The organism is Nocardiopsis baichengensis YIM 90130, from assembly GCF_000341205.1.
Taxonomy (GTDB): Bacteria; Actinomycetota; Actinomycetes; order Streptosporangiales; family Streptosporangiaceae; genus Nocardiopsis_A; species Nocardiopsis_A halophila.
The window spans coordinates 299,724-317,162 of sequence record NZ_ANAS01000019.1; the positions used below are offsets into that span (position 1 = coordinate 299,724).

The 17,439-nt window shown below is 74.4% G+C and carries 13 protein-coding genes; 5 read left to right on the forward strand and 8 right to left on the reverse strand.

Annotation, left to right across the window (positions count from 1 at the left end; translation table 11 throughout):
• Positions 1–28 precede the first annotated feature (28 nt).
• On the forward strand, positions 29–1,603 hold the full coding sequence (locus C892_RS0116680; protein WP_017558103.1) for a succinic semialdehyde dehydrogenase: 1,575 nt from the start codon (positions 29–31) through the stop codon (positions 1,601–1,603).
• Between the two features lie 50 nt (positions 1,604–1,653).
• Complete coding sequence (gene guaA, locus C892_RS0116685; protein WP_017558104.1) at positions 1,654–3,240, forward strand: glutamine-hydrolyzing GMP synthase; 1,587 nt, start codon at positions 1,654–1,656, stop codon at positions 3,238–3,240.
• Between the two features lie 57 nt (positions 3,241–3,297).
• Here the strand turns inward: guaA and C892_RS30070 are convergent, their stop codons facing one another.
• The 7 genes from C892_RS30070 to C892_RS0116720 form a co-directional block, all read right to left on the reverse strand.
• Positions 3,298–5,175: a serine/threonine-protein kinase gene (locus C892_RS30070; RefSeq protein WP_026124417.1), complete on the reverse strand. Its 1,878-nt coding sequence runs from the start codon at positions 5,173–5,175 to the stop codon at positions 3,298–3,300.
• A gap of 137 nt (positions 5,176–5,312) precedes the next feature.
• The gene (locus C892_RS0116695) at positions 5,313–6,008 is read right to left on the reverse strand and encodes an SRPBCC family protein (protein ID WP_017558105.1); all 696 of its coding nucleotides are present in this window, start codon (positions 6,006–6,008) and stop codon (positions 5,313–5,315) included.
• Entirely contained in the window at positions 6,005–6,853 is an 849-nt protein-coding gene (locus C892_RS0116700; protein WP_017558106.1) for an FAD binding domain-containing protein, read from the reverse strand. The genes C892_RS0116695 and C892_RS0116700 overlap by 4 nt, the downstream gene beginning before the upstream one ends.
• Positions 6,850–9,222, reverse strand: a complete 2,373-nt coding sequence (locus C892_RS0116705) for a xanthine dehydrogenase family protein molybdopterin-binding subunit (RefSeq protein ID WP_017558107.1) — start codon at positions 9,220–9,222, stop codon at positions 6,850–6,852. The genes C892_RS0116700 and C892_RS0116705 overlap by 4 nt, the downstream gene beginning before the upstream one ends.
• On the reverse strand, positions 9,219–9,704 hold the full coding sequence (locus C892_RS0116710) for a (2Fe-2S)-binding protein (protein WP_017537953.1): 486 nt from the start codon (positions 9,702–9,704) through the stop codon (positions 9,219–9,221). The genes C892_RS0116705 and C892_RS0116710 overlap by 4 nt, the downstream gene beginning before the upstream one ends.
• 87 nt (positions 9,705–9,791) lie before the next feature.
• The gene (locus C892_RS0116715) at positions 9,792–10,007 is read right to left on the reverse strand and encodes a hypothetical protein (RefSeq protein ID WP_026124418.1); all 216 of its coding nucleotides are present in this window, start codon (positions 10,005–10,007) and stop codon (positions 9,792–9,794) included.
• A complete protein-coding gene (locus C892_RS0116720; protein WP_152513407.1) occupies positions 9,994–11,289 on the reverse strand; it encodes a PspC domain-containing protein in 1,296 nt (431 codons plus the stop codon). Before C892_RS0116720 ends, C892_RS0116715 begins: the two co-directional genes overlap by 14 nt.
• A gap of 174 nt (positions 11,290–11,463) precedes the next feature.
• On the opposite strand from C892_RS0116720, the gene C892_RS0116725 reads away from it, so the two are divergent.
• Together C892_RS0116725 and C892_RS0116730 are read left to right on the forward strand one after the other, a co-directional pair.
• On the forward strand, positions 11,464–12,708 hold the full coding sequence (locus C892_RS0116725; protein WP_017537950.1) for an ATP-binding protein: 1,245 nt from the start codon (positions 11,464–11,466) through the stop codon (positions 12,706–12,708).
• Between the two features lie 76 nt (positions 12,709–12,784).
• Positions 12,785–13,453 carry a response regulator gene (locus C892_RS0116730; protein WP_026124419.1) on the forward strand — a complete coding sequence of 223 codons (669 nt, stop codon included), beginning with the start codon at positions 12,785–12,787 and terminating at the stop codon, positions 13,451–13,453.
• A gap of 76 nt (positions 13,454–13,529) precedes the next feature.
• On the opposite strand, the gene C892_RS0116735 is transcribed toward C892_RS0116730, so the two are convergent.
• Entirely contained in the window at positions 13,530–14,465 is a 936-nt protein-coding gene (locus C892_RS0116735; protein WP_026124420.1) for a nucleoside hydrolase, read from the reverse strand.
• Between the two features lie 237 nt (positions 14,466–14,702).
• On the opposite strand from C892_RS0116735, the gene C892_RS0116740 reads away from it, so the two are divergent.
• Complete coding sequence (locus tag C892_RS0116740; protein ID WP_017558111.1) at positions 14,703–17,030, forward strand: UvrD-helicase domain-containing protein; 2,328 nt, start codon at positions 14,703–14,705, stop codon at positions 17,028–17,030.
• Positions 17,031–17,439: the final 409 nt, after the last annotated feature.

Below are 17,439 nucleotides of genomic sequence, written 5' to 3' on the forward strand. Positions count from 1 at the left end.
GGGCGGTGCGCCGAACTATGCTCCCCGCATGGGTACCGACACGCGAACCACCGCAGAGCCCCCCGCCCTGGACCCCGCGCTGCTGGCCCGCCTGACCGGCCGCGTGCACAGCACCACCGGGCGCACGGCGACCACGCACGCCCCCTTCACCGGCAAGCCCCTGGCCGAGCTGCCCGTCTCCTCGGCCCAGGACGTCGCCGAGGCCTTCGGCCGCGCCCGCGCCGCCCAGCGCTCCTGGGCCGAGCTCACCCCCGCCGAGCGGGCCGCCCCCGTGCTGCGCTTCCACGACCTGGTGCTCGACCGCCAGCGCGAGATCCTCGACATCATCCAGCTGGAGACCGGCAAGGCCCGGCGGCACGCCTTCGAGGAGGTCTACGACGCGGCCGCCGGCCCCCTGCACTACGCCCGCCGCGCCCCCCGCCTGCTGAACCGCCGCCGCGTTCCCGGCGCCATCCCCGGCGCCACCCGCGCCTACGTCAACCACCAGGCCAAGGGCGCCGTCTCGGTGATCACCCCCTGGAACTACCCCCTGGCCCTGCCGGTCAGCGACGCGGTGCCCGCGCTCCTGGCCGGCAACGCCGTGGTCGCCAAGCCCGACACCCAGACCGCGCTGACCGCCCTGTGGGCGATGGACCTGCTCGCCGAGGCCGGCGTCCCCGAGGACCTGTGGATCCCCGTGATCGGCGAGCCCTCCGAGATCGGCGACCCCCTCGTCGACCAGGCCGACTACGTCGCCTTCACCGGTTCCAGCGCCGCCGGGGCCGCCATCGCCCAGCGCGCCGCCGCACGCCTCGTCGGCTGCTCCGCCGAGCTCGGCGGCAAGAACCCGATGATCGTGTGCGAGGACGCCGACATCGAGTGGACCGTCGAGGGCGCCCTGCGCGCCTGCTTCAGCAACGCCGGGCAGCTGTGCATCTCCACCGAGCGGATGTACGTGCACGACGGGGTCTACGACGCCTTCGTGCCCCGCCTGGCCGAGGCCGTGCGGAACATGGAGCTGTCCACCGCCTTCGACTTCAGCGCCGACATGGGCTCGCTCACCTACCAGCGCCAGTTCGACCGGGTGGTCCAGCACGTGGAGGACGCCCGCGACAAGGGCGCCGAGATCCTCGCCGGCGGCCGCCCCCGCCCCGACCTGGGGCCGCTGTTCTACGAGCCCACCCTCATGTCCGGGGTCGAGCCCGCCATGGAGGCCTGCGGGGGCGAGACCTTCGGCCCCGTGGTCGCGGTCTACCGCTACCGCGACGACAACGAGGCCGTGGACCTGGCCAACGACACCGACTACGGGCTCAACGCCAGCGTGTGGACCCGCGACACCGCGCGCGGGCGCCGCTTGGCCGAGCGCATCCGCTCGGGCACCGTCAACATCAACGAGGGCTTCGCCGCCGCCTGGGCCAGCTACGGCGGCCCCATGGGCGGCATGAAGCGCTCCGGGCTGGGCCGCCGCCACGGCGACGAGGGGCTGCTGCGCTTCACCGAGCCGCAGACCATCGCCAGCCAGCACTACATGGGCTTCGGCGGCCCGCCCGGGATGGACTACGAGAAGGTGGCGGCCCTGATGACCACCGGTGCGCGGCTGATGAAGCGGTTCCGCCTGCGCTGAGGGGCCCTAAACTGGGGACGATCCACATCTACCTGCGGGAAGGCCGATACGTGTCCCTTGCCGGTGCTGGCGACAGCACGTTCGACACCGTTCTCGTCGTCGACTTCGGCGCGCAGTACGCGCAGCTGATCGCGCGGCGGGTACGCGAATGCCACGTCTACAGCGAGATCGTCCCCTCCACGATGCCCGTCGAGGAGATGCTCGCCAAGAAGCCCAAGGCGATCATCCTGTCCGGCGGCCCCTCCTCGGTGTACGCCGAGGGCGCGCCGCAGGCCCCCGAGGGCCTGTTCGCCACCGGGGTGCCCACCTTCGGCATCTGCTACGGCTTCCAGGCCATGGTGCAGGCCCTGGGCGGAACCGTCGCGCAGACCGGGCTCAGTGAGTTCGGCCGCACCCGGGCCGAGCTGGGCACCGACTCGCTGCTCTTCGCGGGGACACCGGCCGAGCAGTCGGTGTGGATGTCGCACGGGGACTCGGTCACCGAGGCCCCCGAGGGCTTCCGCACCACCGGCAGCACCGCCGGGGCGCCGGTCGCCGCGATCGAGGACGCCGGGCGCCGGCTGTACGGCGTGCAGTTCCACCCCGAGGTGATGCACACCGAGCACGGCCAGGAGGTGCTGCGCCGGTTCCTCTACGAGGGCGCCGGGTGCCGCCCCACCTGGACGATGGTCAACATCGTCGACGAGCAGGTGGAGCGGATCCGCGCGCAGGTCGGCTCCAAGCGGGTGATCTGCGGTCTCAGCGGGGGGGTGGACTCGGCCGTGGCCGGCGCGCTCGTCCAGCGCGCCGTGGGCGAGCAGCTCACCTGCGTGTTCGTCGACCACGGGCTGCTGCGCAAGGGCGAGGCCGAGCAGGTCGAGAAGGACTTCGTGGCCGCCACCGGGGCCCGCCTGAAGGTCGTCGACGCCCAGGACCGGTTCCTGGACGCGCTGGCCGGGGTGAGCGACCCCGAGGACAAGCGCAAGATCATCGGCCGGGAGTTCATCCGCGTCTTCGAGCAGGCCGCCCGCGAGGTGGTCGCCGACGCCGGTGCCGGGGACGAGCCGGTGGAGTTCCTCGTCCAGGGCACCCTCTACCCCGACGTGGTCGAGTCCGGCGGCGGCACCGGCACCGCCAACATCAAGTCCCACCACAACGTCGGCGGGCTCCCCGACGACCTGGTCTTCACCCTGGTCGAGCCGCTCCGCGAGCTGTTCAAGGACGAGGTGCGCCGGGTCGGCGAAGAGCTGGGCCTGCCCCCCGAGATGGTCTGGCGCCAGCCCTTCCCCGGCCCCGGGCTGGGCATCCGCATCGTCGGCGACGTCACCCGCGAGCGCCTGGAGGTGCTGCGCGAGGCCGACGCCATCGCCCGTGAGGAGCTCACCCGCGCCGGGCTGGACCGCGACATCTGGCAGTGCCCGGTGGTGCTGCTGGCCGGGGTCCGCTCGGTGGGCGTGCAGGGCGACGGGCGCACCTACGGCCACCCGGTGGTGCTGCGCCCGGTCAGCAGCGAGGACGCGATGACCGCGGACTGGTCGCGGCTGCCCTACGACGTGCTGTCGGCCATCTCCAACCGGATCACCAACGAGGTGCGGGAGATCAACCGGGTCGTGCTGGACGTCACCAGCAAGCCCCCGGGCACCATCGAGTGGGAGTGACGGCACAGGGAAGGGCCCCGGCGCGCGCCGGGGCCCTTCCCTGTTCTCCCGGGGGCGTCAGTCGAGCCGGATGAAGTCCACCCGCTGGGACTGCTGGGGGTGGTCGAGTGAACAGGACCCCGCCTCGGCCGCCGTCGGGGCCATCGTGCAGTACCACCCCTCGACGTCCTCGGCGACGGAGCCGGTGCCGGACTTCTCCGCGTCGGGCATGGCCAGGTAGGCCTCGGCGGCCGCGCGTGCGGAGGCGCAGGAGACCTCCTCCGACGTCCCGACCAGCGCGGCCTCGTCCACCTGGGGCACACCGCTCACCGCGCCGCAGAGCCAGGTGTCCAGCTCCCCGTCGAAGCCGGAGTACTCCAGGGTGTGGTCGGGCTCCCGGACGTCCTCGCCGTGCTCCAGGCGGACCGGCCGCCCCTCCGCGTCCACCCAGAGCGTGAACCCGTGCTCGGCCTCGGTGCCGGGCGGGGACGGGGTGAAGGTGAAGGTGCCGGAGAACCGGGTGGTGTCCCGCCCGTCCACCCTCTCCTGCGTGCGCTCCACGACCTCCATGCTCTCGGCGAGGTCGTCGAACGGCGCGGCTCCGGCCTCGCGGGTGAACTCCCGGCTCCCGACGCTCTGCGCGGGCAGGCGCGTGTAGCGGGCGGCCGAGCCGGGCGGGGCGCCGGGCGAGAAGCGCCGCCGGTCGGCGGCCTGGAGGTCCGGAAGCCACACCGTCTCCACGCGCTCCGTGGGGCCGCCGCCCGAGATCGACAGGAACACGTCCGGGTCGGCACGGAACACGCGCTCCTGGCGGAGCGGCTCGGCGCCCCCCTCGTCGACCTCCTCCACCACCCGGTAGGAGTCGGTCTCCTCGAAGAGCGCGACGATGCCGTCCACCACCTCCTCGGCGCCGCCCAGCTCGGGCGTGGGGCTCGGCGACGGGGAGGGCACGGGGGCGGGGGAGCCCCCGGTGACCGTGCGGGCCGCGTACAGGCCGCCGACCCCTGCGCCGGTGGTGCCGATCACCGCTGCGGCGACGACCGCCGCCAGCCTGGTCCCGGGCACGCGGCCCATCGCCGCGGGCTCGGCGGGGGCGGTGGTCGGCTCGGTCGCGGCGGCCTCCTCGGCGCCTTCCGCGCCCCAGTCCTCCTTCGGCTGGGCGGAGACGGCGCGGCCCGGCCCCGCCCACAGCACGGAGAGCACCTCGCGCAGCGTCCCCGACAACTCGGCGGTGGGCACGGCGCGGATGTCCTGGTCGACCGCGTAGTCCACCAGGCCCCGGTAGATGGACTCGGCGTCGGGCCGGGCCGGGGGCCGCGGGTCCATGGCCGCCTGCAGCATCGGCTCCAGGGAGCCGGGAACGCCCGCCAGGTCGGGGGCGCCGTCCGGGCCGTAGGGGGCGCGTCCGGTGCCGGCGGCGGCCACGAGCGCACCCCAGGCCGCCACGTCCGCGGCGGCGTCCGCCCCGGGGCGCGGCGCGCCGGTCCCCGACAGGCGCGGCCCGGACGGGGTGAGCACCACCCGGGAGGGGCGCAGGTCGCCGTGGACGGCGCCCGCCGCGTGCATCCGGGCCAGCGCCTCGGCGGTGCCCGCGGCGAAGGCCAGCAGCGCGTCCTCGTCCAGGGGGCCGTGGGCGCGCAGGTACGCGCCCAGGTCGGGGCCGGGCGCGTGCGCGGTGGCGATCCACGGCGCCTCGGCCGCCGCATCGGCGTCCAGGACGTGGGGCGCGCACACCGTGTCGGCGCCGCGCAGCGCCTCGGCGCGGTGCGCGAACGCCTCCCGCACCGCGGGGTCGGCGGCGGCGCGGGGGTCGAGCACCTCCACCGCGACGCGGCGCCCGGCGTCGTCCAGGGCCCCGTGGACGGTGCCCCACCCGCCTTGCCCCAGCCGCCCCACCAGGCGGTAGGGGCCGATGCGGGCGGGATCGCCCGCCGCCGGCGGTCCGAGTCCGGCCATGAGCGTCTTCCTTACTAAACACGGGGAGCCCGCACGGCACGGAACGAGGGGGGAAGGGGGGTCCGTGCGGGGAGTCAGGCACGTATGCGTGCCGATCCTACGCCGTGTCGGAAGGCCTCACGGGAGGGATCCGGTTCCTACCCCTCCCTCCTCCTGCGCCGGAGCCAGCGGAGCCCCAGCAGCAGCACCAGGACGGCGGCGGCCGCCGGGAGCACCCGCTTGAGCACCGGCGGACCGACCGCGCGCACCGCGTCCAGCGCCTCGGCCTCGGCCGCCGCGGCCTCGCGCGCCGCCCGCACCGCCTGCTCGGCCTCCTGGGCCGGCGCCCGCCCGTCGGCCTCGGAGGCACCGGAGGCCTCGGAGGCCTCGGCGCCGGACCGCTCGGCGGCCAGCTCCTCGGCCAGCGCCTCGGCGAACCGGCCCACCAGGCGGGCGCTCACGTCCGCCATCACCCCGCGGCCGAACTGGGCCACCCGGCCGGTCACGCTCACGTCCGCGGTGACCTCCACCCGGGTCGCCCCCGCCCCGTCATCGGCCAGCCGGGCCACCACCGAGGCGGTCGCGGTGCCGCTGCCCCGCGCCTCCTTGCCCGAGGCCTCGATGCGCACCGTCCGCGCCTCGGCGTCCGTGCCGGTGAAGCGGGCCTCGCCCCGGTAGGTGACGGTGATCGGCCCCACCTTCACCCGGACCTTGCCGGCGACGGTGTCGCCCTCCACCGACTCCAGGGCCGCCCCGGGTACGCACGGCGCCACCCGCTCGGGGTCCAGCAGCACCTCCCAGGCCTCGGCGACCGGCACCGGCACGCCGAACTCGTGCTCCAGCCGCATGCTCATGACCGCACCACCTCCGCCAGCGCCCGTCCGGCCAGGACCCCCGCCAGGTGGCGCCGGTAGTCGGCGCCCCCGTGCAGGTCGCCCGGCGGCGACCCGGCCCGCCCCGCGAGCGCGCCGGCGCCGCGCAGCTCCTCCGGGCCCGACGCGTCCCGGCAGGCCTGCTCGGCCTCGTGCGCGCGCACCGGAACCGTCCCCATGTTGGCCAGCGCGATCCGCGCCTCGGCCACCCGCCCGTCCCGGTGCCGGACCGCCGCGGCCACCCCCACGATCGCCCACGCCTGGGCGGTGCGGGAGAACTTCTCGTAGTGGAAGCTCCAACCGGTGCGCTTGGGCACCCGCACGGCGGCCAGTACCTCGCCCGGCTCCAGGGCGGTGGTCAGGTAGTCGGAGAAGAACTCCGCGGCCGGGACCGTGCGGGCGCCGTCCGGCCCCTCCACCTCCATCTCGGCGTCCAGCGCCAGGGCCGCCGCCGGGAGGTCGGCGGCCGGGTCGGCGTGCGCCAGCGACCCGCCCAGGGTGCCCCGGTGGCGCACCGCCGGGTCGGCCACGGTGCGCGCCGCCATCGCCAGCAGTGCGCAGTGCTCGGCCACCAGCGGGTCGCGGGCCACCTCGTGGTGGGTGGTCAGCGCGCCGATGCGCACCGCGCCGCCCTCCTCGCGCACCCCGCGCAGCCCCTCGGCGCCGGACAGGTCCACCACCGTGGTGGGCGCGGCCAGGCGGAACCGCAGCAGCGGGATCAGGCTCTGCCCGCCGGCCAGCGCCTTGGCCTCCTCGTCGGCGGCCAGCGCCGCCACGGCCGCGCCCAGCGTGTCGGGGCGCAGGTAGGCGAACGGGGCCGGGATCATCGGCCCTCACCTCCGTTCCGGGACTCCTGGACCGCCCGCCACACCCGCTCGGGGGTGCAGGGCATCGGCACGTCGCGCACCCCGAAGGGCCGCAGGGCGTCCACCACCGCGCCGACCACCGCCGGCGTGGAGGCGATGGTGCCCGCCTCGCCCACCCCCTTGGAGCCCAGCGGGTTGGTGGTCGAGGGGGTCACCGTCCGGTCGGTCGTGAAGCGCGGCAGGTCGGCCGCGGACGGCAGCAGGTAGTCGGCCATGGTCGCGGTGGTCAGGGTGCCCTCGGCGTCGTGCACCGCCTCCTCGAACAGCGCCTGCCCGATGCCCTGGGCCAGCCCGCCGTGCACCTGCCCGTCCACGATCAGCGGGTTGACGACGGTGCCCACGTCGTCCACGGCCGTGTAGCCGGTGATGCGCACCGCCCCCGTCTCGGTGTCCACCTCCACCGCGCACAGGTGCGTGCCGTGCGGGTAGGAGAAGTCGGTCGGGTCGTAGGCGGCGTCGGAGTCCAGCGACGGCTCGGCCCCCTCCGGCAGGTCGTGCGCGGCGAAGGCGGCCAGCGCCACCTCCTGGACCGCCGCCGAGGGCCGCTCGGTGCCCCGCACCCGGAACCGCCCGCCGGCGAACTCCAGGTCCTCCTCGGCGGCCTCCAGCATGTGCGCGGCGATCACCCGGGCCTTGTCCACCACCCGTTCGCAGGCGCGCACCAGCGCCGAGCCGCCCACCACCAGCGAGCGCGACCCGTAGGTGTCCAGCCCGCGCGGGCAGACGCGGGTGTCGCCGTGCAGCACCCGCACGTCCTCCACCGGCACGCCCAGCCGGTCGGCGGCGATCTGCGACCAGGCGGTCTCGTGCCCCTGGCCGTGCGCCGAGGAGCCGGTGACCACCTCGACCTTGCCGCTGGGCAGCATCCGCACCGACGCGTGCTCCCACCCGCCGGCGCCGTAGTTGAGCTCGCCCAGCATGCGCGAGGGCGCGATCCCGCACATCTCGGTGTAGGTGGAGACCCCGATGCCCAGCTGCACCGCGTCGCCGCTCTTGCGTCGCCGCTCCTGCTCGGCCCGCAGCTCCTGGTACCCGAACAGCTCCAGCGCGCGCCCGGTCGCCGCCTCGTAGTCACCGGTGTCGTAGGTCAGCCCGGCGACCGTGGTGTAGGGGAACTCGCCGCGGGTGATCCAGTTGCGCCGCCGCAGCTCCACCGGGTCCATGCCGAGCTCCTCGGCGAGCTCGCCCATGATCCGCTCGATGGCGTAGGTGGCCTCCGGGCGGCCCGCGCCCCGGTAGGCGTCGGTGGGCATGGTGGTGGTGAACACCCCGGTGCAGGTGAAGGAGTAGGCGTCCATCCTGTAGATGCCCGGGTACATGAACGCCCCCAGGATCGGCACCCCGGGGGTGATCAGCATCAGGTAGGCGCCCATGTCGGCGAGCAGGTCCACCTTCAGGCCGCGCAGCCGCCCGTCGGCGTCGGCGGCGATCGCCACGTCCTGCACCTGCGCGCGCCCGTGGTGGGTGGTCTGGAACCCCTCCGACCGCGTCTCGGTCCACTTGACCGGGCGGCCCAGCCGGCGGGCCAGCAGGAGCAGCAGCACCTCCTCGGCGGTCACCTGCAGCTTGGACCCGAAGCCGCCGCCCACGTCGGGGGCGACCACCCGCAGGTCGTGCTCGGGGATCCCGGTGACCGTGGCCAGCATCAGCCGCAGCACGTGCGGGATCTGGGTGGCCGACCACATCGTGTACCCGTCCTCCTCGGGCGCGCACACCACCGAGCGCGGCTCCATCGCCGCGGGGATCAGCCGCTGCTGGCGGTAGCGCCGGGTCAGCACCACGTCGGCGCCCTCGAAGGCCGCGTCCACGTCCCCGTTGGAGAACGGCCACACATAGGCCCGGTTGGTCCCGGCCCCGGAGTGCACGAGGTCGGCGCCCTCCGCCAGGGCCTCCTCCGGGTCCAGCACCGCGGGGAGCGGCTCGTAGTCGACGTCGATCTCCTCCAGGGCGTCGGCGGCGCTCTCGGGGTCCCGGGCCACGACGCAGGCCACCGCCTCCCCGGCGTAGCGCACCTCGTCCACGGCCATCGGCGGGTGCGGCGGGGTCACCATGTCCTCGGTCACCGGCCAGGCGCAGGGCAGCGACCCCTGCTCGGAGGCGACGTCGGCGCCGGTGAAGACGGCCGCGACGCCGGGCAGGCCGCGCGCGCGGGAGGCGTCCACGCGGGTCAGGCGCGCGTGCGCCATGGGGCTGCGCAGGAACGCCACGTGCAGCGTCCCGGGGGGTTCGATGTTGTCGGTCCAGCGTGTGCGGCCGGTGAGCAGCCGGGCGTCCTCCTTGCGCGGCAGGGGGCGGCCGGTCTGGGGCGCGCTCTCGGGGGCGGCGGTCATGCGGTCCCACCCCCTACCGGGGTGCGCATCTCGGCGGCGGCGTCGAGGACGGCCGCCACGATGTTGGCGTACCCCGTGCACCGGCACAGGTTGCCCTCCAGGCCCCCGCGGACCTCGTCCTCGCTCGGGGCGGGGTTGTCCCGCAGCAGGTCGGCGGCGGCCATGAGCATGCCTGGGGTGCAGTAGCCGCACTGCAGCGCGTGGCGGCGGTGGAACGCGGTCTGCAGAGGGTGCCACCGGCCGTCGGCGGCCATGCCCTCCACGGTGTCGATCTCGGCGCCGTCGGCCTGGACGGCCAGCACGGTGCAGCTCTTGACGGACGCGCCGTCCATCAGGACGGTGCAGGCGCCGCAGTTGCTCGTGTCGCACCCCACGGGGGTGCCGACCTTCCCGAGGCGGCGCAGGTGGTGGACGAGGAGTCGGCGGGCTTCGACCTGGTCGTCGTAGCGCACGCCGTCGACGGTGACGCGGATGTCGGGCATGGGGGCGCGGCCTCCCGTTCCGGATCGGCGGTCGCGCCCCAACCTAGGCGAAAGTGAGACAGATCACTAGAGGCCGTACGGGCCGCACTACCCCCGGTCGGCGTCGCCGGCGTCGCGGCGGTCCCGGGCCCGGACCATCGCCCGCGCGATGCCCGCCAGGCCCAGCCCCACCGCCAGCGCGGGCAGCGCCCACACCAGGTCGACGCTCCAGCCGGCGCCGTCGTGCACCAGGAACGCCGCCCCCAGGGCCACGAAGCACAGGCCGGCGATGAGCGAGCCCCAGTCGGTCCTACGCCTTCTCACGCCGCACCTCCAGGTCCCCCACGTACGAGGACAGCGTCACGTCGAGCACCGGGGCCCGCCCGTCGTCCCCCTCCGAAGCGGGCGCGAGCGTCTCCCGCACGTCCAGCCGGGGTCCCGAGCGCATCGCCTCGTCCACCCGGATCTCCCCGAACGCCGAGGTGCCGTGCACCCGCACCAGCGCCTCCGGCGGCACCACCACCTCCACACCTCCGAACGCCACCCGCGCGTTCACCTCCACCTGGGCCCCCGGCTCCAGGTCCAGCCCGGTCAGGTCGAGCTCGGCGGAGCCGCCGGTCAGCTCGAACGGGCGCTGCGCCTCGGCGACCGTCCGCGGCCGCCACTGGGCCTCGCCGAAGCGCAGCCCCGTCAGATCGGTGGCCGCGGCGGCCACCAGCACCGCCGCCACCAGCACACCCGCCGCCGCCAGGCCGCGCGGGTCCCCCGCCCACGCGCCCACGACCAGCGCCAGTCCGATGATCACCGCAACGCTCCCCAGGTAGAGCGGCCCGGTCTGTGGTCCGACCAGGGTCGCGAGCGAGAACTCGCCGGTCGCCAGCAGGAACGCTCCGGCCGTGGCCACCGCCGCCCAGAACGCGAACGCCAGCAGCCGCACCCCCTGGGGCCGCCGCTTGCGGGCGGGCCGGCACGGCTCGTCGGGCTTCCCGGGCCCCGCGGGCGCCTCGGGGTTCTCCGGCTCCGCCGCACCGGGGTCCGCCGGCCTCGCGCCGCCGCCCAGCACCGCCAGGTCGATCGGCCCCGCCGGGGCCTGCGCCCAGGGCTGGGCCGGGTTGTAGTACGCCGGGGCCGGCTCGGGCTCCGGCGCCGGCGGCGGCGGGGCGTGCCGGCGCAGCAGCGAGGGCAGCGACCGGAACTCCCGCTGCAGCTCCACGCCCCGCCCGTGCGCCGTCAGCAGCCCCAGCACCAGCGGCGCCGCCAGCACCAGCGTCCCCCAGGACACCCCGCCCACCAGGCTCAGCGCCGTGGCCACCGCCAGCGCCGAGGCCAGCAGCACGGGCACCGCCCGGGCCGGGACCCGCCGGTTCAGCAGCTGCTCGGCCATGGCCGGCCCCCCGGCGGCGTCCCGCATCGCCAGCCAGGCGCCCACGTACAGCAGCACCCCCACGGTGCCCGCCAGGCCCGTCAGGCAGAACGCCACCCGCCACAGCACCGGGTCGGTGCCGGTGTAGCGGCCCAGCCCGGCGCACACACCGGTGAGCACCCCCGCGTCGGGGCGCCGGCGCAGCGCCTCCTCGGCGGAGGCGTCCTCGGCAGCGGTCTCCATGCCGTCCATCGTCGCCCCCCACCGGGCCCCGTGCCCATCCGGGACACCCCTGACCCCTCCCTGAGGCGGCTCCGCCCCGCCCCGGGGAGCGGGCTCCGGGCGCGCCCCTGATGCCCCGCTCCGCGGCCGGGGGGCATCCTGGAGGCCTACCGGAGGAACAAGGGAGCCAGGGCGATGTCGGACACGGCGGCCGAGGACGCGCCGCGCATGCGGCGCGCCCGCGACGGGCGGCTGGTCGCGGGCGTCGGCGCGGGCATGGCCCGGCACCTGGGCGTGTCCACCGCGGTGGTGCGCCTGGCGCTGATGGCGCTCGGCTTCGCGGGCATCGGCATCGCCGTCTACTTCGCCCTGGTCTTCTTCGTGCCCAACGAGGCGGCCGCGGACCCCGCCGCGGACCCGGCCACCGGCCCCGCCGCGGACCCGGCCGGCGCGCACACCGAGCACGCCCGCCGCCAGGGCCGCGACCTGGCCCAGCTGCTGGCCTACCTGGCCGTCGCCGGGGCGCTCGGCATGCTCTTCCTGCTCTTCGGGGGGCTCTTCGACCCGCTGCTGTGGCTCGTGGTCTTCGGGGCCGTCGGCGGCGCCATCCTCTGGCAGCAGGCCAACCCGGCCCAGCGCGACGAGTGGGTGTCGGCCACCTCGATGCGCAGCCGCAAGGGCGCGCTGCGCGCCGGGGCCGGCATCCTGCTCATCGTCATCGGCGTCTTCGGCTTCCTCGCCTTCCAGCAGCAGCTGCACGAGGCCCGCGCCGGACTGACCTTCGCCATCGCCACCCTGGCCGGGATCAGCCTCGTCGCCGCCCCCTGGATCATCGGCCTGGTCCGCGAGCGCGACAGGGAGCGCCGCGAACGCATCCGCAACCAGGAGCGCGCCGAGCTCGCCGCGCACATCCACGACTCGGTCCTGCACACGCTCACCCTCATCCAGCGCCGCGCCGAGGACCCGCGCGAGGTGCAGCGCCTGGCCCGCGTCCAGGAGCGCGCGCTCCGCGGCTGGCTCTACCAGCGCCCGGCCGACGCCGAGAGCACCGTCAAAGCCGCCCTCGAACGCGTCGCCGCCGAGGTCGAGGAGGTGCACGGGGTCCCCATCGACGTCGTCTGCGTCGGCGACGGGGACATGGACGACGCGATCCACGCCGAACTGCGCGCCGCCCGCGAGGCCATGGTCAACGCCTCCAAGTACGCCGGTCCCGAGACCGTCTCGGTCTACGGGGAGGTGGAGCCCGAACAGGTACTGGTCTTCGTGCGCGACCGCGGGCCCGGCTTCGACCTGGACGGGGTGCCCCCCGACCGGATGGGGGTGCGCGGCTCCATCATCGGTCGCATGGAGCGCCACGGCGGGAGCGCGCGCATCCGCACCGCCCCCGGGGAGGGCACCGAGGTGCAGCTGACCATGCCCCGCATCCCCGGAGCCGAATGACCTGCGCCCCCCACGCGCGTGGCCGGGGTCGGGCAGCACCCCCGGAAACCGGTCCGGGGTGGGTAGAGTCGCCTGTGTGGGAGACAACGAGACCTTTGCCGGAGGCGCGGCGCCGCCCCGCGTCGTGATCGTGGACGACCACCGGCTGTTCCGCAGCGGGGTGCGCGGCGAACTCGGCGACGCCGTCGACGTCGTCGGCGAGGCCGGGGACGTCGACGCGGCGGTCCGCGTCATCACCGAGAAGCAGCCCGACCTGGTCCTGCTCGACGTCCACCTGCCCGGCGGCGGCGGGGTCGAGGTGCTGCGCCGGGTCCTGGCCCGGCAGCCCGAGGTGCGCTTCCTGGCGCTGTCGGTCTCCGACGCCGCCGAGGACGTCATCGGCGTGGTGCGCGGCGGCGCGCGCGGCTACGTCACCAAGACCATCTCCGGGCGGGAGCTGGCCGACGCCATCGTCCGGGTGGCCGACGGCGACGCGGTCTTCTCCCCGCGCCTGGCCGGCTTCGTCCTGGACGCCTTCGCCGCCACCGACGCCCCGCCCATGGACCCCGAGCTGGACCGGCTGACCCAGCGCGAGCGCGAGGTGCTGCGCCTCATCGCCCGCGGCTACGCCTACAAGGAGGTCGCCAAGGAGCTGTTCATCTCGGTCAAGACCGTGGAGACCCACGTCTCGTCCGTGCTGCGCAAGCTCCAGCTGTCCAACCGGCACGAGCTCAGCCGCTGGGCCACCGCCCGCAAACTCGTCTGACCGGCTCGTCTGATCGGCTCGTCTGACCGGCGGGCCCGTGCCCGCGGCCGGGGCGGCCCCGGCCGCAGGCGGCCCGCTACCGCAGGGCGTCGGCCATCCGGCCCAGGAACGCCTCCGCGTCGGCCTCCTGCACCAGCGTCACCCGCGGGCGGTCCTCGCCGTCGGGGCGCGAGAACGGGCGCAGGTCGGCGATGGTCAGGCCCCGGGTGTACTCGCCCTTGAGCTCCACACGGATCGGGCGCTCCACCGAGCGGGTCACCAGATCGGGGTCGAGCAGGATGCCCGCCGCCAGCGGGTCGTGCATGGCGCTCTGCCGCACCCCGAACACCCTGCCGTACCAGCCGAAGTAGAAGTCCAGGAACTCGGCGGTCCGCTGCGCGCGCTCGCCCGCGACCTCCTTGAGCGCGTCGAGCCAGGAGCCCGGCATGACCGCCTTCATGGTCACGTCCAGCGCCACCAGCGTCAGGTCGAACCCGGCCGCGAAGACCCGCTCGGCGGCCTCCGGGTCGTTGGAGGTGTTGGCCTCCGCCCACGGGGTCACGTTGCCCGGCTCCTGCACGGCGCCGCCCATCACCACCACGCGGCGCAGCAGCTTCGGCAGCTCCGGCTCCAGCCCCAGGGCCAGCGCGATGTTGGTCAGTGGGCCCACCGCCAGCAGGTCGATCTGACCGGGGTTGCTCCGGGCCAGGCGCACCAGCAGCTCGGCCGCCGACTCCTCCACCGGGGCGCCCTTCGGCGCGGGCAGCTCCACGTCGCCCAGGCCGTTGGCGCCGTGCACCGACTCGGCCAGCGACGGCTCCTGCACCAGGGGGCGCCCCGCGCCGCGCGCCACCGGGACCTGGGGGGCGCCGTAGAGCTCCAGCAGCCGCAGAGCGTTGTCGGTGGTGGTCTCGACGGCGTTGTTGCCGAACACCGTGCCCACGCCGACGAGTTCCACCTCCGGCTGCGCGGTCAGGTACGCGAGCGCGAGCGCGTCGTCGATGCCCGGATCGCAGTCGATGAAGACCTGCACGGCCAACCCCCACTTCACATGATCATCATTGGTTCCGACCCAGAATAGGACTGGTCACCGGCTCTTCCGCCGCACGGCCCGGGGCGCGTGGGCCGGCGCGCGCCCGCGCCGGGCCCTCCAGGCCGGTCGTCCCGGTCGGTCGTCCCGGTCGGTCGTCCCGGTCGGGAGGGCGGGCACCGGGTGCGGGGCCGCGCCGGACCGGGAGAACCAGGGCGTGATCCCTCGTAGGCTTGACGGGTGTCCTCCTCTGAGCTGATCGAAGGTCTGAACGCACCGCAGCGGGAAGCCGTCACGCACTCCGGTTCGCCGCTGCTCATCGTCGCGGGCGCCGGATCGGGCAAGACCCGCGTGCTCACCCACCGCATCGCCTACCTGCTCTCCGAGCGCGGCGCGCGGCCGGGGGAGGTCCTGGCGATCACCTTCACGAACAAGGCCGCCGCCGAGATGAAGGAGCGCATCGAGGGCCTGCTCGGTGCGCGCGTCGCCAACACCATGTGGGTGATGACCTTCCACTCGGCGTGCGTGCGCATCCTGCGCCGGGAGGCGGGGCGGCTGGGGTACCCGAGCAGCTTCACCATCTACGACTCGGCGGACTCCAAGCGCCTGATGCAGCTGGTCTGCAAGGAGCTGGACCTGGACCCCAAGCGGTTCCCGCCCAAGTCCTTCTCCGCCCAGGTGTCCAACCTGAAGAACGAGCTCGTCGACTACGACACCTTCGCCGAGCAGGCGCAGAGCGAGCAGGAGAAGAAGCTCGCCGAGGCCTACGCCCTGTACCAGCGGCGGCTGCACGAGGCCGGCGCCATGGACTTCGACGACCTGATCATGGTCACGGTCAACCTGCTGCAGATGTTCCCCGACGTGGCCGAGCACTACCGCAGGCGGTTCCGGCACGTCCTGGTCGACGAGTACCAGGACACCAACCACGCCCAGTACGCGCTCATCCGCGAGCTGGTCGGCGGGGACGAGGGCGACGAGGACGGGGCCCAGGCCCCGCCGGCGGTGCCGCCGCCGGAGCTGTGCGTGGTGGGCGACGCCGACCAGTCGATCTACGCCTTCCGCGGGGCGACCATCCGCAACATCCTGGAGTTCGAGCGCGACTACCCCTCGGCGCGGACCATCCTGCTGGAGCAGAACTACCGCTCCACCCAGAACATCCTCAACGCCGCGAACGCGCTGATCGAGCGGAACGACGGCCGTCCGGAGAAGAACCTGTGGTCCCGGCAGGGCGTCGGGCCGATGATCACCGGCTACGTGGCCGACAACGAGCACGACGAGGCGGCGTTCGTCGTCGGGGAGATCGACCGGCTCACCGACGAGGGCAGGGCGACGCCGTCCGAGGTGGCGGTGTTCTACCGCACCAACGCGCAGTCGCGCGTGTTCGAGGACGTGTTCATCCGGACCGGCCTGCCGTACAAGATCGTCGGCGGGGTGCGCTTCTACGAGCGCAAGGAGATCCGGGACATCCTGGCCTACCTGCGGGTGCTGGCCAACCCCGAGGACACGGTGAGCCTGCGGCGGATCCTGAACGTGCCCAAGCGCGGCATCGGTGACCGCGCCGAGGAGGCGATCGAGCTCTTCGCCGCGCGCGAGCGCACCTCCTTCGCCCAGGCGCTGCGCCGGGCGGACGAGGCGCCCGGCCTGGCCACGCGGTCGCTCAAAGCCGTCAAGGAGTTCAACGCGCTGCTGGAGGACCTGGGGCAGCACGCGGAGAACGCCTCGCCCTCGGAGACCGTCGAGGCGGTCCTGCAGCGGACCGGGTACCTGTCGGAGCTCACCGAGTCCAAGGACATCCAGGACGAGAGCCGGGTCGAGAACCTGGAGGAGTTCGTCGACGTCGCGCGCGAGTTCGAGAACACCTTCTCCGGGCCGCTGTACGGGGGAGAAGGGGAGGACAGGGGAGACGAGGACGGCGGCGAGGCGGAGGCGCCCGGGGAGGAAGGGGACGGCGGGGAGACGCCGGAGCCGACCCTGGTCGACTTCCTGGAGCAGATCTCTCTGGTGGCCGACACCGACCAGATCCCGGACAGCGAGGACGGCGGCGGGGTGGTCACGCTGATGACGCTGCACGCCGCCAAGGGGCTGGAGTTCCCCGTCGTGTTCCTGACGGGCATGGAGGACGGGGTCTTCCCGCACATGCGCACGCTGGGGGACAAGTCCGAGCTGGAGGAGGAGAGGCGGCTCGCGTACGTGGGAATCACGCGCGCTCAGGAGCGGTTGTACGTCTCCCGGGCCGCGGTCCGGAGCGCGTGGGGGACACCGTCCTACAACCCGCCTTCGCGGTTCCTCGACGAGGTTCCCAAGGAGCTGGTGGACTGGCGCAGGTCGGAGTCGTCCTTCTCCAGCCTCGGCTCGCCGCGCCCGCGCAAGGAGCCGTCGGGACGCACACCGTCCAAGGACGTACCGACGCTGAGCCCGGGGGACAAGGTCACCCACGACAAGTTCGGCATGGGCACGGTGATGCTGGTGGACGGCGCCGGCGACCGGACGAAGGCGCGCATCGACTTCGGTGCGGACATCGGCGAGAAGGACTTCGTCGTCAAGTTCGCCCCCATCGAGAAGATCTGATCGACGAGAGTCGATAAGAGACACGATCTGAGCGCGGCGATGAGCACGCCTCTGAGCACGGCTCCGATCCGGATGCAGGGGAGCGCTTGCCGGGACGTGCCCGGGACGCCGGCGCGGAAGCGTACGAAGCACCCTCGGAAGCCTGTAATCTAGAGACATCGGCACGGACGACGCGGTGCGAACCGCGACCGGGTCGGACCCGCACTCGAACGGATGGCACGAGCACTCGTGCGGCCGGGGTAGAGTGGGAACCACTCTGGAGCCCACACCGGTTGTTGACAGGTGGGGGATCCTGAGTAAGATAGAAGGGTTGGCCTTCGATCGGACCTTCTGGTAAGGTTCTGGACGAGGGCGACGCCCTGACAAAGCGGAAAGCCGCCTCTAGCGGAAAAGCGGTCGGACCGGTGAA

Excerpts from the sequence above, each read along its gene's own strand:
- C892_RS0116680 (WP_017558103.1), top strand. The coding sequence starts at position 29 with ATGGGTACCGACACGCGAACCACCGCAGAGCCCCCCGCCCTGGACCCC.
- C892_RS30070 (WP_026124417.1), bottom strand. The coding sequence starts at position 5,175 with ATGGCCGGACTCGGACCGCCGGCGGCGGGCGATCCCGCCCGCATCGGC.
- C892_RS0116695 (WP_017558105.1), bottom strand. The coding sequence starts at position 6,008 with ATGAGCATGCGGCTGGAGCACGAGTTCGGCGTGCCGGTGCCGGTCGCC.
- C892_RS0116700 (WP_017558106.1), bottom strand. The coding sequence starts at position 6,853 with ATGATCCCGGCCCCGTTCGCCTACCTGCGCCCCGACACGCTGGGCGCG.
- C892_RS0116705 (WP_017558107.1), bottom strand. The coding sequence starts at position 9,222 with ATGACCGCCGCCCCCGAGAGCGCGCCCCAGACCGGCCGCCCCCTGCCG.
- C892_RS0116710 (WP_017537953.1), bottom strand. The coding sequence starts at position 9,704 with ATGCCCGACATCCGCGTCACCGTCGACGGCGTGCGCTACGACGACCAG.
- C892_RS0116720 (WP_152513407.1), bottom strand. The coding sequence starts at position 11,289 with ATGGAGACCGCTGCCGAGGACGCCTCCGCCGAGGAGGCGCTGCGCCGG.
- C892_RS0116725 (WP_017537950.1), top strand. The coding sequence starts at position 11,464 with ATGTCGGACACGGCGGCCGAGGACGCGCCGCGCATGCGGCGCGCCCGC.